This window comes from Streptomyces sp. NBC_01788, from assembly GCF_035917575.1.
Lineage (GTDB): Bacteria > Actinomycetota > Actinomycetes > Streptomycetales > Streptomycetaceae > Streptomyces.
On the sequence record NZ_CP109090.1, the window covers coordinates 1,442,292 to 1,455,851 of the forward strand.

The window sequence follows — 13,560 nt, forward strand, 5'->3', positions numbered from 1 at the left end:
ATGAAAGGTTGTGAGCGTCCGCCCATGGGCGAGCCTCCCGAGCGCGACACAGCGCGCCAGCCCCTGCCCTGCCCGACCATGGGACGGGGGTGACCCGATGACCGAAGTGCTCCTGTTGCTGGTGGCGGCGCTGCTCAGTCTCGCCTGCGGCGCCTTCGTCGCGGCCGAGTTCTCGCTGACGACCGTCGAGCGCGGTGCCCTGGAGCGGGCCGCCGAGCGCGGTGAGCGCGGCGCTGCCGGCGCGCTGAAGGCCGTACGGAACCTGACCTTCCAGCTCTCCGGGGCACAGCTCGGCATCACCGTCACCAATCTGGTGGTCGGCATGCTCGCCGAGCCGTCGATCGGCAAGCTGATCGCGGGGCCGATCCAGGCGCTCGGTCTGTCCCGGTCCGCAGCGACCTCGGTCGCGCTGGCCCTGGGCACGGCCCTGTCCACGGTGTTCCTGATGGTCGTCGGCGAGCTGGTGCCCAAGAACTGGGCGATCTCCTCGCCGCTCGCGGTGGCCCGGCGGGTGGGCAGCCCGCAGCGCTGGTTCAGCGCCGCCTTCCGCCCCTTCATCACCCACCTGAACAACACGGCGAACCGCGTGGTGCGCCGGCTCGGCATGGAGCCCGCCGAGGAGCTCGCCTCCGCTCGCGGGCCCCAGGAACTCGCCGCCCTGGCCCGGCACTCCGCCAAGGAGGGCGCCCTGGAGGCGGACACCGCCGAGCTGTTCGTACGCACCCTCAACCTGGCGGACCTGACCGCGGAGAACGTGATGACCCCGCGGGTCCGGGTCGTGGCCCTCGACGCCCGGGCGACCTGCGAGGACGTGGCGAACGCGACCCGGGCGACCGGGCTGTCCCGGTTCCCCGTCCACCAGGGCGGCCTCGACTCGGTCGTGGGCACCGCCCACATCAAGGACGTGCTGGCGATACCGGCCGAGCGCCGCACCCGCACACAGGTCTCGGAGATCATGCGCGAGCCGCTCCTGGTCCCCGAGTCGCTGACCGTCGACCGGCTGCTTGACCGGCTGTCCGGCAAGCGCACGATGGCGGTCGTCATCGACGAGTACGGCGGCACCGCGGGCGTGGCGACGCTGGAGGACATCGTCGAGGAGGTGGTCGGCGAGGTGCGCGACGAGCACGACCCGCACGAGACGCCCGACATCGCGCCGGCCGGCGCCGACGAGGAGGGCCGCGCCCTGTACTCGGCGGGCGGCTCCGCGCGGGTGGACCAGCTCGCGCAGGTGGGGCTACGGGTGCCGGAGGGGCCGTACGAGACGCTGGCCGGCCTGATCGCCGCCGAACTCGGCCGGATCCCCGAGACCGGCGACATCCTCCAGACCGCCGGCTGGCGACTGGACGTCGTGGACTCGAGCGGCCACCGCGCAGCGCGCGTACTCCTGCACGCGCCACTGGACGACGAACGGGGGGCGCGGGGCAAGGAAGGCGGGGACCGCGAGCACGGCGGATCAAGCGGGCACGGCGGGGACCACGAGGACCGCGTGCAGCGCGACGAGGCCGAGGAGCGCGGGGAAGGCACGCGCGGCAGGCACGGTGACGGGCCCGCTCCGAAGGACGAACGGCCGTGCGGTGGCGCGGAGGACGAGGGGAGGGCCGGGCGGTGACCGGTTTGCAGATTCTGATCGGGCTGGCGTCCCTGGTCGTCAACGCCTTCTTCGTGGGCGGCGAGTTCGCGCTGATCTCGGTGCGCCGCAGCCAGATCGAGCCGTACGCCGAGGCGGGCGACCGGCGCGCCCGGAGCGTGCTGTGGGGACTGCAGCACGTGTCCGCGCTGCTGGCCGCGGCGCAGCTCGGCATCACCCTGTGCACCCTGGTCCTCGGTGTGGTCGCCGAGCCGGCGATCGCGCACCTGCTGGAGCCGGCGTTCCACGCCATGGGTGTGCCACCGGGCGCGGGCCACGCGGTGTCGTTCGTGATCGCGCTGGCCCTGGCGACGTACCTGCACATGCTGCTCGGCGAGATGGTGCCGAAGAACGTCGTGCTCGCGGAGCCGGTACGCAGCGCGCTGCTGCTCGGACCGCCGCTGGTCGCGCTGTCCCAGGCCCTGCGCCCGGTGATCTTCACGGTGAACACGTTCGCGAACAGCCTGCTCAAGCTGTTGCGGGTGGAGGCCAAGAGCGAGGTCTCGTCGACCTTCACGGACGCGGAGCTGGCCCAGATCGTCAAGGACGCCAGCGCGGCCGGCCTCATCGACGACCGGGCGCAGGAGCGGCTGCACGACGCGCTGGAGCTCGGCAGCCGGCCCGTGCGTGACGTGGTGCTCCCGCTGGAGCGGGTCGTCCACGCGTCGGTGGGAATCACCCCCGAGCAGTTGGAGCGACTGTCGGCCGAGTCCGGCTTCTCGCGCTTCCCCGTGGTCGACGAGGAACGCCACATCGTCGGCTACCTGCATGTGAAGGACGCCCTGGACGCCTCGCCGCGGGAGGAGCCGTTCCGGCCGCGGGACATGCGGCCCATCGCCCGGGTCCGCGAGGGCACGCCGCTGGACGACGTGCTCACCGCGATGCGCGGCAGCCGTACGCACCTGGCGGCGGTCCTGGGGGCCGACGACCGGCTCGCGGGCCTGGTGACCATGGAGGACGTGCTGCGAGAGCTGTTCGGACCGGCGGGGGTGACCGGGACGGCCTGAGGCGACACCGACCGACCGCTTGGTACGCCACCGGACCGCCCGGATACGATCGCTCACGCCATGCAGACGAATCCCACGTACACGAGCCTGGTCGCGGTCGGCGACTCCTTCACCGAGGGCATGTCGGACCGGCTGCCCGACGGTTCGTACCGAGGCTGGGCGGACCTCCTCGCGGCGCGGATGGCCGCCCGCGCGCCCGGCTTCCGGTACGCCAACCTCGCCGTGCGCGGCAAGCTCATCGGGCAGATCGTCGACGAGCAGGTGGAGGCGGCGGCGGCCATGCGGGCCGACGTCGTGACGCTGGTGGGCGGCCTCAACGACACGCTGCGGCCCAAGTGCGACATGGGCAGGGTCACGGGGCTGCTCACGGAGGCCGTGGAGCGGCTGGCGCCGTCGTGCGAGCGGCTGGTGCTGATGCGCAGCCCCGGCCGGCGGGGCCCCGTCCTGGAGCGCTTCCGGCCGCGCATGGAGGAGTTGTTCGCCTGCGTCGACGAGCTCGCCGCACGGCACGGCGCGCTCGTCGTCGACCTGTACGGGGCGCCGTCGCTCGCCGACCCCCGGCTGTGGGACGTGGACCGGCTGCACCTGACCCCCGAGGGCCATCGCCGGGTCGCCGAGGCGGTATGGCAGACGCTCGGTTACGAGCCCGAGGACGCCGAGTGGCGTACGCCCATGGCGGCGACCGCGCGTCCGGGCTGGCTCGACCGCCGGGTGCAGGACACCCGCTTCGCCCGGCAGCATCTGCTGCCGTGGATAGGGCGGCGCCTGACCGGCCGTTCCTCCGGCGACGGCCGGACAGGCGCCCACTTTAGCGCTGAGCTGGGCAAAGCCTTCTGGGTCACCCCTGCGGACCACACAGACCCCGGCCCTGTGACGGACTGGCGACGGGTGGGGCACTGACCCAGAGCCCCGCCCGGCTGCCATGCACCGATCGCAGGTCAAAGGGCTGGTGTGAACGGTTCTCGGGGTGCTCACGCTGGTCGTGGGAGGATTCCTGAGGAGTAGATCGTCGGTCAGTGCGTTCGCCTCGACGACCTCCCCGCGGGTGAGACAGGTACTTCCGGCGGCTTTGGGAGAATGTCGTAGATCTTCCGTTCGACGCGGTGCCGCGCTGACCGACCTCGGCCTCACGCCGGGGACCGTCGGTAGCCGCGGCCGGTTCGGGAGCGGTCCTCAGAAGTTGGCCGCGTTGCCGGATCCCGGACCGCCAGACCTCCCGTTGTTGGCGATCACGCCGGCATGAGCCGAACCTGACCGACGAGGTTTCGGCGGAGGCTTGGGCCGCCGGGTGCGCGATGTCTCCAGCTGAACGGGGACCCCGACATCCGAAAGGAGCGCGTCCAGGGTCTCCTTAAGCTGCCGCCCGTCCGTATGCCTCGGCTGACCGCAAGCCAGCTTGGCCACGTCATCTCCCCTGACCAATACGACCATCAGCGTTCGGGTGGCCGACAGAGGGTCGCCCTCGTACGGCTCGACGATACTCTCGACCAGATCTATGCGCGCCAGGTCGGCGATCGGCATCCAGGGCTCCGGGCGACCCGCCCGGATCAAGCGAAACCGGGGCGGGGCCTGAGCCAGGGCGAACCGAACTCGACGGACACGACGCAGTGCGCCGGCCACAACAAAGGGGGCGGCGACGAGAGAGCCGGCCACCGCGACCAGGCCGGCCACGAACAGGCCCTCGGGAAAGTCGACGCCGAAGGCGGCCATGAACACCATGAACACGATTCCCACGCAGCCGAACAGAATCAGCATCCGCACCAGAGAAGCAAGCGCGATCAGCACCGCATGGCCGCGCGAACCGCCGGTCTCGCGGAAGACGAGGTCGGTCGTGTCACTGTCAGGTCCGGGCCGCACCAACTCACCGGGAGTCACGCGATCCAGCCTAGACCCGGCCGCCGTCAAGCAGAAGGCAACGGACAGGCCACGATGAGCGGACCTGACCGTCGGTTCTTGCCCAGGTCTAGTGTCTCGTGACCCTGTCAGCGTTACTTGATCTTGTGTGTCTCGTTCTATTGGTATGGAGCTTTCCATGGAACAGGCCGCCGAGCTGCGGGAGTTGGTGAGCAGTCGGGACGTGCCTGCGGATATAGCCACGCGGGGCCGGATCGTGCTGTGGTCGGCTGAGGGGCGTCGGCGCAAGGACATCGCCGAGCTGCTGGGAGTGTCGCTGCCTACGGTGGACCGCTGGAAGCGCCGTTATGCCGAGCACGGCGTGGCCGGGCTGGAAGGCGACCGGCCCGGCGGGGCCCGGGAGCAAGTGCCGGCACGGGTACGGGCCCGGGTGATTGCGCTGACGCGTATGACGCCGCCGGACGGCACTGGTCTTTCGCACTGGTCCACACGCGAGTTGGCGAAGTACCTGAAGCGGACTGAGGACGTCACCGTGTCCTGGCACTACATCGCGCGGATCTGGCGGGAGGAGAATCTCAAGCCGCGCCGGTCGGGCACCTTCAAGATCTCGAAGGACCCGGCGTTCGCGGAGAGGGTCACCGACATCGTCGGGCTGTACCTGGACCCGCCCGGCGGCGCGGTCGTGCTGTCGCTCGACGAGAAGACCCAGGTGCAGGCCCTGGACCGGACCCAGCCGGTGCTGCCGGTGACCTTCGACGCGACCGAGAAACGCACCCACGACTACATCCGGCACGGCACCACGAACCTGTTCGCCGCGCTCAACGTCGCCACCGGCCAGGTGCTCGGGGAATGCAAGACCGAAACGGAACGGTGCGACGTTCCGGGCGTTCCTGAAGAAGGCGGTCAAGCCGCACGCGGGGAAGGAGATCCACATTGTGCTGGACAACCTGTCCACGCACACCACCCCGGACGTGAAGGCGTGGCTGGCGAAAAACCCGCACGTGCACTTCCACTTCACCCCGGTCGGCTCCTCGTGGCTGAACCAGATCGAGACCTGGTTCGGGATCATCACCCGACAGTCGATCCGCCGAGGTACTTTCTCCAGCGTCCGCGTCCTCGTCCAGCAGATCCACGACTACATCGACTCCTGGAACGAGAACGCGAAACCCTTCACCTGGACCGCGACCGCCGGGGAGGTCCTCGCCAAGGTCCGACTCGTCACGGCCAACGTCAGGAAACTCGTCAACAACGATGACAACTGACAGAAACCGGATTACGAGACACTAGGTACTCGTGGCCCGTCGTCTTGCCGGCCGTGGTCTCGGAGGTGGTGCGGTCGAGCGGGTCGAAGGTGTACGTGGTCGCCTTCAGCGCCCCGATGCTGTCCGCCTTCTCGGACTTGATGACGTGGTCGAAACCGTCGTACGTGTTCCGCTGGACGATCTGACCGCCAGTGGTGACAGACTCCTGGCGGCCGAACAGGTCGTAGTTGTAGTTGGCCGTGGCTCCGGACGTGATCGCCGTGAGCAGTCGGTCGCGGTCGTAGTTGAACGCGGTCGTGATGCCCTGAACCGTCTGGTTGATGACGTTGGCGTTGTCATCGTGAACGTACGTCTCCGTCCCCGCGCCGTTGCCGGTCTTCACCGCCTTCCTTCGCCAGCCGGTCGACCGGGTCGTACATGTAGTCCGTGGTGGACGACAGGTATACGCCGTGTGGTCGTCGCGAGAGAGTGGGAACCCGAGCACGGCGAGCGGTGTACCAGAGATGACGGTGCATCGCGGGCCGGGCATACCGGTCGGATCGGGGGCTTCCCATGAGGTGGCGCGGGGGTAAGGGCAGGTGCAGTTGGGGCATCTTGGCCGCCATCCTTCTGATAATGCTGGCTTGGGTGTCGGCATGCGTCGAGATGGACACGGACAGGAGCAAGGACGGGGGCGCGCAGGCGGGTGAGCGCACCGCTTCCCCAGAGGCGGCGGTCGTCCCCCGGATTCCGTACGGGACGGACCTGCCCGGCAGCTCGGTCGCCGTCGACTTCGCCAGGGACGCCAGTGGGTTCGCGCTGCTCGCCGAGTGTGGGAAGACACGCTGTCGGCAGCGAGTCGCCGTGCTCGACAAGGGTGCCGACGCCTGGCGGCTCGGACGTTCCCCACTGGCGGACGTGACCGTGGAGCACGGCATCACGGCAACGCTCAGGGTGCTGGGGCCCGGTCGCGCGCTGATCACGGAGGGCGTGTGGCCTCCGCCGGACCGCACCTGGTTCACGAGTGACGGGGGACGCCACTGGCGGCCGGGCTCAGCCAGGCCCTCGGGCACGACCTTGGTGCTGCCCGAGGGCGTCGCCCTGTTCGAGGACTGCACACGGACGGACCAGGAGGGCAACAACTGTGAGCACGCCCGCATCCTCACGGCCCTGCCCACCACCGGAGAGTTCCGGTCCCTGGCCACTCAGCCCCCACTCCAGCCCCCCGTGATCCCGGCCGGGCAGACCAAGGACCTGGTCTTCGCCTCCGGTCGTGACCCGCGCTCCGGCCGTGTCGCACTCGCCGTCAGCGAGGACAGGGGACTCAGCTGGCGGTTGTCCCGGCCCACGGGAACCGGAGAGTCGGTCTGGGCCCTGCACGTGACCGGAACCGGAAAGGTGCTCTACGCGGCAGAGCCGGGCCAACTGCCCGACGAGGACAACGTGAAGAACGGCCTGCTGGCCCTCCACCGCAGCACGGACGGGGGCCGCACCTGGGAACGCGTCTGGGAACACCGCAAGAGCGTGGAACCACGCTCCCTGCTCGGCACGCCGGTCGCCGCCGTCGACGGCAGCCTGACGATCTACAGTGAGGACGGCATCTGGCGCAGTACCGACGGCGGTCGTTCCTTCACGCGCCTCCGAAACTCCGCAGGGATGTCGGGCTGGGTGACCACGACAGCGCTCGGCTACCTGTGGGGCGACAGCTTCGGCGCGGGAAGCTGGCGCATATCCACCGACGGTGTCCACTGGACCAGGTTCGAACTGGGCAACCGGACCTGAGCAGGGTCGGGGACTGGCACGGTGGCTGCCGCTCGGTTTCCAGTCCCCGCCGCTTCAACGTCCTCAGTCCGCTTCAGGTACTTCGCCAACTCGCGTGTGGACCAGTGCGAAAGACCAGTGCCGTCCGGCGGCGTCATACGCGTCAGCGCAATCACCCGGGCCCGTACCCGTGCCGGCACTTGCTCCCGGGCCCCGCCGGGCCGGTCGCCTTCCAGCCCGGCCACGCCGTGCTCGGCATAACGGCGCTTCCAGCGGTCCACCGTAGGCAGCGACACTCCCAGCAGCTCGGCGATGTCCTTGCGCCGACGCCCCTCAGCCGACCACAGCACGATCCGGCCCCGCGTGGCTATATCCGCAGGCACGTCCCGACTGCTCACCAACTCCCGCAGCTCGGCGGCCTGTTCCATGGAAAGCTCCATACCAATAGAACGAGACACACAAGATCAAGTAACGCTGACAGGGTCACGAGACACTAGCCACACATGACGGACGGTGTAGCCGTTGCGGTCGGCCCAGCGACGCCCGGAGGCCTCCTGCGTGTCGGTGGACTGCTCTCGGCGGTGGTCGTCCTCCGGCAAGTTCTTGCTCTTGCGCGGGTAGAGGTCTATGAGAAGCTTGCTGGCCATCGGGGGTGGTGTTTCTTGGTGCTCTGATTGCGCCGCCCCTCTTTCCGTAAGCGCCCGCTACCCTACGTACAGGGAACCTGGGCGGATGTCACAACGGGCGGTCCTCCGGCGACGGCCGCCCCGCGAAACGGCCCGAACTGCTGCCCTACGAGGACCTGGCGCAGCCCCCGACGGCGGCCGACGCGGAGCTCTCGTAGCTTCCCACGAACACCCCCGCGGCGCTCGCCTGCACGAATCGCCAGTAGAATCCGTCTACGTGACTTCAGCGCCCGCCAAGCCCCGCATCCCGAACGTCCTCGCCGGACGTTACGCCTCCGCCGAGCTCGCCACGCTCTGGTCGCCCGAGCAGAAGGTCAGGCTGGAACGGCAGCTCTGGCTCGCCGTGCTGCGCGCCCAGAAGGACCTCGGCATCGAGGTGCCGGACGAGGCGATCGCCGACTACGAGCGGGTCCTCGACCAGGTCGACCTGGCCTCGATCGCGGAGCGCGAGAAGGTCACCCGGCACGACGTGAAGGCGCGGATCGAGGAGTTCAACGACCTCGCCGGGCACGAGCACGTGCACAAGGGCATGACCTCCCGCGACCTGACGGAGAACGTCGAGCAGTTGCAGATCCGGCTCTCGCTGGAGCTGATGCGGGACCGCACGGTAGCCGTCCTCGCCCGGCTGGGCAGGCTGGCCGCCGAGTACGGCGAGCTGGTCATGGCCGGCCGCTCGCACAACGTCGCCGCGCAGGCCACCACCCTCGGCAAGCGTTTCGCGACCGCGGCGGACGAGCTGCTGGTGGCCCACGGGCGGGTCGAGGAGCTGCTGGGCCGCTACCCGCTGCGCGGGGTCAAGGGCCCGGTGGGCACGGCCCAGGACATGCTGGACCTGCTCGGCGGCGACGCGTCGAAGCTCGCGGAGCTGGAGCGGCGCGTCGCCGGGCACCTCGGCTTCTCGCGGGCGTTCACCTCGGTCGGCCAGGTCTACCCGCGCTCGCTGGACTACGAGGTCGTCACCGCGCTGGTGCAGCTCGCGGCGGCGCCCTCCTCGCTGGCGAAGACGGTTCGGCTGATGGCCGGGCACGAGCTGGTCACCGAGGGCTTCAAGCCGGGCCAGGTCGGCTCCTCCGCGATGCCGCACAAGATGAACACCCGCTCCTGCGAGCGCGTCAACGGCCTGATGGTGATCCTGCGCGGCTACGCCTCGATGACCGGCGAGCTGGCGGGCGACCAGTGGAACGAGGGCGACGTGTCCTGCTCGGTGGTGCGCCGGGTCGCGCTGCCGGACGCGTTCTTCGCGCTGGACGGGCTGCTGGAGACGTTCCTGACGGTGCTCGACGAGTTCGGCGCCTTCCCCGCGGTGATCGCCCGCGAGCTGGACCGCTACCTGCCGTTCCTGGCCACCACCAAGGTGCTGATGGGTGCCGTGCGGGCCGGGGTCGGCCGCGAGGTCGCCCATGAGGCGATCAAGGAGAACGCCGTCGCGACCGCGCTCGCCATGCGCGAGCAGGGCGCCGAGCGCAACGACCTCCTCGACAAGCTGGCCGCCGACGACCGCCTTCCGCTCGACCGTGCCCGGCTGGACGCGCTGATGGCCGACAAGCTGTCCTTCACCGGCGCGGCGGCCGACCAGGTCGGCACGGTCGTGGGCCGGATCGAGGAGATCGTGAAGCAGCACCCGGCGGCCGCGGCCTACGCGCCGGGGGCGATCCTCTGACCCGTTTCACCCCGGCGGAGCTCGAGGCCGCCCGCGACCGTCCGGTGCCGGACGTCGTCGCGGACGGCCTGCGGGTGCTGTTCTGCGGCATCAACCCCGGTCTGATGACGGCCGCGACCGGCCACCACTTCGCCCGGCCCGGCAACCGGTTCTGGCCGGTGCTGCACCGGTCGGGGTTCACCCCGAGGCTGCTGCGGCCCGCGGAGCAGGGCGAGCTGCTGTCGTACGGGCTGGGCATCACGAACGTCGTGGAGCGGCCGACGGCCCGGGCGCAGGAGCTGACGCCCCGGGAGTACCGCGAGGGCGGACGGCTGCTGGCGCTGAAGGTCGCGCGGCTGCGGCCGAGGTGGCTGGCGGTGGTGGGCGTCACCGCGTACCGGGCGGCGTTCGGCGACCGTATGGCCCAAGTGGGTCCGCAGGAAAGGACGTTCGGCGACACGCGGGTGTGGGTGCTGCCCAACCCGAGCGGGCTGAACGCGCATTGGACGGCCGAGACGATGGCCGAGGAGTTCGCACGGCTGAGGGTGGCGGCGGAAGCGTCGTAGCCGCGGAGTTCGGACGGCTGGGAGTGGCCGTGGAGGCGCTCTGGCGGGCGGGTCACGGCGGGTCCACGTCGGTGACGACCGCGAGGAGCTGGAACGGCAGCTCCTGATCCCACTGGGAGACCCCGAGCGCTAACCACGGGCCGCTCTCCCGCGCCCTCCACAGCTGGACGTCCGGCACGTGCCCGCTGAGCGAGGCCCACGGCTCGGGCACGTCCTCACCGGCCAGGGTGCGTTCGAGCACGCTGTACAGGCTGAACACCTGCGGCGGGCCCCAGCGTCCGGTGAGCCGCTCCCCCAGTCCGTCCCGGTCGAGTTCGAACTGCTCCGCCGCCGCCTCCCGCCGGCCGCCGTCGTCCTCCCAGAAGTCGTCGCTCGTCTCCAACTCGGCCATCCGGTAACCGGGTCCGGCCGTGCCGAGGTCCGTCCTGGTGCGCTGGGCGGGATACTCCCCGCGGCGCAGCCGGTCGATGACGGCGAGAGCCTTCGCGATGTCCATGTGCTCCAGTAAAGCGGCCCCCACTGACAACTGGCGGGGCGTCAGCGACCGCACCCCAGGGGCGGGGGCGCGCCGCCGGGCGCGGGCTCGTGCCGTGCCCGGCGCTCGCCGCCCCGGCCCGTGCCGAGTACGATCCGCCCAACACGCGCACGAGCTGGGAGGACGGACGGTGGGGCGGCTGACCGGCGGGGATCCCTCGCTGCTGCGAAGGATCAACTCCGCGGTGGTGCTGCACGCGCTGCGTGCCACGGGCTGCGCGACGCTCACGGAGATCACCCGGGTGACGGGGCTGTCCCGGCCGACGGTCGAGGGCGTCGTGGAGGGCCTGATCGAGGCGGGACTCGTCGTCGAGACGGCGGCCGAGGAGGGCGCCGCACGACGGCAGGGACGGCCCGCGCGCCGGTTCCGGTTCCGGGCCGAGGCCGGGCATCTGATGGGCCTGGAGATCGGCGCGCATCGGGTCGCCGCGCTGCTGGCCGACCTGGACGGCCGCGTGGTGGGTTCCCAGGCCAAGGACGTGGAGGAGACCGCCGGGGCGGACGAGCGGCTGGAGCGGCTGCGCGGCGCGGTCGCCGAACTGCTGCGCAGGGCCGGTGTCCCGCGCAGTTCGCTGCGGGCCGTCGGGGTCGGCACGCCCGGGATCGTCGAGGCGGACGGCACGGTACGGCTGGGCACGGCGCTGCCCGGGTGGACCGGCCTGCACCTGGGTGAGCGGCTGAGCCGATCGTTCAAGTGCCCGGTGCTGGTCGAGAACGACGCGAACGCTGCGGCGGTGGCCGAGCACTGGAAGGGCGCCGCCACCGAGTGCGACGACATGGTCTTCGTGCTGGCGGGGCTGAGCCCGGGCGCCGGTTCGCTGATCGGCGGGCGGCTGCACCGCGGGTTCGGCGGGGCCGCCGGTGAGATCGGCGCGCTGCACCTGCTGGGCCGGGAGGCGACCCCCGAGACGCTGCTGTCGACGACGGACCAGCCGCTGCATCCGCTGGACGAGCGGGCGGTGGCCGAGGTCTTCGCGCTGGCCCGCCGGGGTGACCTGCGGGCCGGCGCGGCCGTCGAGCGGTTCATCCAGCGACTCGTCCACGACGTGGCGGCGCTGGCGCTGGCCCTGGATCCGGAACTCGTCGTCATCGGCGGCTGGGCGGCCGGGCTGGATGGCGTACTGGAGCCGCTGCGGCGCGAACTGGACCGCTACTGCCTGCGGCCGCCCAAGGTGACCCTGTCGATGCTCGGCGAGGCAGCCGTGGCGACGGGCGCGCTCCGTCTGGCCCTCGACCACGTCGAGGAGCAGTTGTTCGCGGTCGAGGGCACAGCGACGGCCCGCCGGGCACGGTGAGGGGCCGGCGTGAGGATCCGCCCCTCCCGGTGACGGCCGACCGGTCCTGGTGAGGGCCACCGGTCCCGCTGACGGCCACCGGTCCCGGTGACAGCCGACCGCTCCGGTGGAGGGTCGCCTGTCCCGGCCGCGAGCCGCCCCGGAGGCGGCCGGGGAATCCGCCCCTCCTGGTGACAGCCGACCGCTCCCGGTGAGGGCCACCGGTCCCGGTCCCAGTGACAGCCGACTGCTCCCAGTGAGGGGGCGCCTGTCTCGGCCACGAGCCGCCCTGGGGGGGGAGCCTGGGGCGCCCCCCAGTGGCGGCCGACGGGTCGCGGTGAGGGCCGCCGTCCCGGTGAGGGCCGCTGGTCCCGGCGACGAGCCAGCATGGGAGGCCAGCCGGGGGCCGCCACTCCCGGTGATGGCCGACCGCTCCCGGTGGGGGGTGTCGGTCGCGGTCGGCCGACCGGTCCAGGGTGGGTGACGTCGGCCAGGAGGCCTGCCGGTCAGAGAGACCGTCGGCTAGGACGCCTGCTGGTGCGGGCCGTGGTGTATTTCCACGCCGCCCGAGTCGCCGAAGGTCAGGCGGCAGGTGTCGGCGCGGTAGGTGGCGACGGAGATCGCGGCCGTGCGTCCCTCGACGACGAAGCGGGTGGTGACGACGAGGACGGGGGCGCCGGGCAGCCGGTCGAGCTCCTTGGCGTCGTCCGCGCGGGCCGAGCCCAGCTCGACCGAGCGGTCCTGGCCCTCCAGCCCGAGGCGATGCAGCTCGCGCAGCACGGCACGCGCGCGTGCCGGCCCGGAAGGCGCGTCGATGGCGCTCAGGTCGGGCACCGACGCGTCCGGAACGTAGAGCAGCTCGGCGGCGACCGGCTGGCCGTGGCTCATCCGGGAGCGGCGCACCATGTGCACGGGCTCCTCGTGGCCAACCTCCAGGGCGTCGGCGATCGCGGCCGGCGCGACGGCCCGGGTGCAGTCGACGCTCTGCCAGGCGTCGCCGGACGCTCCCGGCCAGGCGTGCTGTTCGGTGCCTACGGCCACACCCACGCGTGGCGGTGCGACGGTCGTACCGACACCGCGGCGGCGCTGCAGCCGTCCCTCCAGCTCCAGCTGCTCCAGCGCCTGGCGCAGCGTGGCACGGGCCACGCCGAAGCGGGCGGCGAGCTCTCGTTCGTTGGGCAGGATCTCGCCCACCGAGAACTCGGAGTCCAGTGCTTCGCTGAGCAAGGTCTTGAGATGCCAGTACTTCGGCTCCGGCACCGATTCCAGCTGCGTGGTCCCCACCCTGTCCTCCGCAATCGCCGTGATCCGGCCGCGTTTTAGCGCCCTTGTTTATTAAAGGTTGTTGTACTTATCTGCGACGATAAAGCG

Annotated in this window: 13 protein-coding genes and 1 pseudogene; 9 read left to right on the plus strand and 5 right to left on the minus strand. The window is 71.2% G+C overall.

Annotation, left to right across the window (positions count from 1 at the left end; all coding sequences use genetic code 11):
• Positions 1-97: 97 nt before the first annotated feature.
• The 3 genes from OIE49_RS06735 to OIE49_RS06745 are packed head-to-tail and all read left to right on the plus strand — an operon-like array spanning position 98 to position 3,534.
• Positions 98-1,609 (plus strand): hemolysin family protein, encoded by a 1,512-nt coding sequence (locus OIE49_RS06735; protein ID WP_326801529.1) that lies wholly within the window; start codon positions 98-100, stop codon positions 1,607-1,609.
• Positions 1,606-2,634, plus strand: a complete 1,029-nt coding sequence (locus OIE49_RS06740) for a hemolysin family protein (protein WP_326801530.1) — start codon at positions 1,606-1,608, stop codon at positions 2,632-2,634. Before OIE49_RS06735 ends, OIE49_RS06740 begins: the two co-directional genes overlap by 4 nt.
• A 60-nt stretch (positions 2,635-2,694) precedes the next feature.
• Positions 2,695-3,534: an SGNH/GDSL hydrolase family protein gene (locus OIE49_RS06745; protein WP_326801531.1), complete on the plus strand. Its 840-nt coding sequence runs from the start codon at positions 2,695-2,697 to the stop codon at positions 3,532-3,534.
• 273 nt (positions 3,535-3,807) lie between these two features.
• On the opposite strand, the gene OIE49_RS06750 is transcribed toward OIE49_RS06745, so the two are convergent.
• Positions 3,808-4,509: a hypothetical protein gene (locus tag OIE49_RS06750; RefSeq protein WP_326801532.1), complete on the minus strand. Its 702-nt coding sequence runs from the start codon at positions 4,507-4,509 to the stop codon at positions 3,808-3,810.
• 157 nt (positions 4,510-4,666) lie between these two features.
• Here OIE49_RS06750 and OIE49_RS37075 point away from each other — a divergent pair.
• A pseudogene (locus OIE49_RS37075) lies at positions 4,667-5,335 on the plus strand (IS630 family transposase); the annotation flags it as partial.
• Between the two features lie 43 nt (positions 5,336-5,378).
• Positions 5,379-5,750: a transposase gene (locus tag OIE49_RS37080; protein ID WP_401743976.1), complete on the plus strand. Its 372-nt coding sequence runs from the start codon at positions 5,379-5,381 to the stop codon at positions 5,748-5,750.
• Here the strand turns inward: OIE49_RS37080 and OIE49_RS06760 are convergent.
• Positions 5,731-6,132: a hypothetical protein gene (locus OIE49_RS06760; protein WP_326801534.1), complete on the minus strand. Its 402-nt coding sequence runs from the start codon at positions 6,130-6,132 to the stop codon at positions 5,731-5,733. The genes OIE49_RS37080 and OIE49_RS06760 overlap by 20 nt on opposite strands.
• 245 nt (positions 6,133-6,377) lie before the next feature.
• On the opposite strand from OIE49_RS06760, the gene OIE49_RS06765 reads away from it, so the two are divergent.
• Positions 6,378-7,511, plus strand: a complete 1,134-nt coding sequence (locus OIE49_RS06765; protein ID WP_326801535.1) for a WD40/YVTN/BNR-like repeat-containing protein — start codon at positions 6,378-6,380, stop codon at positions 7,509-7,511.
• On the opposite strand, the gene OIE49_RS37085 is transcribed toward OIE49_RS06765, so the two are convergent.
• Complete coding sequence (locus OIE49_RS37085) at positions 7,418-7,930, minus strand: helix-turn-helix domain-containing protein (RefSeq protein ID WP_402123300.1); 513 nt, start codon at positions 7,928-7,930, stop codon at positions 7,418-7,420. The genes OIE49_RS06765 and OIE49_RS37085 overlap by 94 nt on opposite strands.
• A 463-nt stretch (positions 7,931-8,393) precedes the next feature.
• Between OIE49_RS37085 and purB the strand changes: the two genes are divergently transcribed.
• Positions 8,394-9,836 carry an adenylosuccinate lyase gene (gene purB / locus OIE49_RS06770; RefSeq protein WP_326801536.1) on the plus strand — a complete coding sequence of 481 codons (1,443 nt, stop codon included), beginning with the start codon at positions 8,394-8,396 and terminating at the stop codon, positions 9,834-9,836.
• 44 nt (positions 9,837-9,880) lie between these two features.
• Positions 9,881-10,381, plus strand: coding sequence for a G/U mismatch-specific DNA glycosylase (gene mug / locus OIE49_RS06775; protein ID WP_326801537.1), 501 nt, complete (start codon positions 9,881-9,883; stop codon positions 10,379-10,381).
• Positions 10,382-10,433: 52 nt separating this feature from the next.
• Here mug and OIE49_RS06780 read toward each other — a convergent pair whose 3' ends face one another.
• Positions 10,434-10,877, minus strand: coding sequence for a hypothetical protein (locus OIE49_RS06780; RefSeq protein ID WP_326801538.1), 444 nt, complete (start codon positions 10,875-10,877; stop codon positions 10,434-10,436).
• A gap of 169 nt (positions 10,878-11,046) precedes the next feature.
• On the opposite strand from OIE49_RS06780, the gene OIE49_RS06785 reads away from it, so the two are divergent.
• A complete protein-coding gene (locus tag OIE49_RS06785; protein ID WP_326801539.1) occupies positions 11,047-12,210 on the plus strand; it encodes an ROK family transcriptional regulator in 1,164 nt (387 codons plus the stop codon).
• A 501-nt stretch (positions 12,211-12,711) separates the two neighbouring features.
• On the opposite strand, the gene OIE49_RS06790 is transcribed toward OIE49_RS06785, so the two are convergent.
• Positions 12,712-13,473 (minus strand): GntR family transcriptional regulator, encoded by a 762-nt coding sequence (locus OIE49_RS06790; RefSeq protein WP_100567288.1) that lies wholly within the window; start codon positions 13,471-13,473, stop codon positions 12,712-12,714.
• Positions 13,474-13,560: the final 87 nt, after the last annotated feature.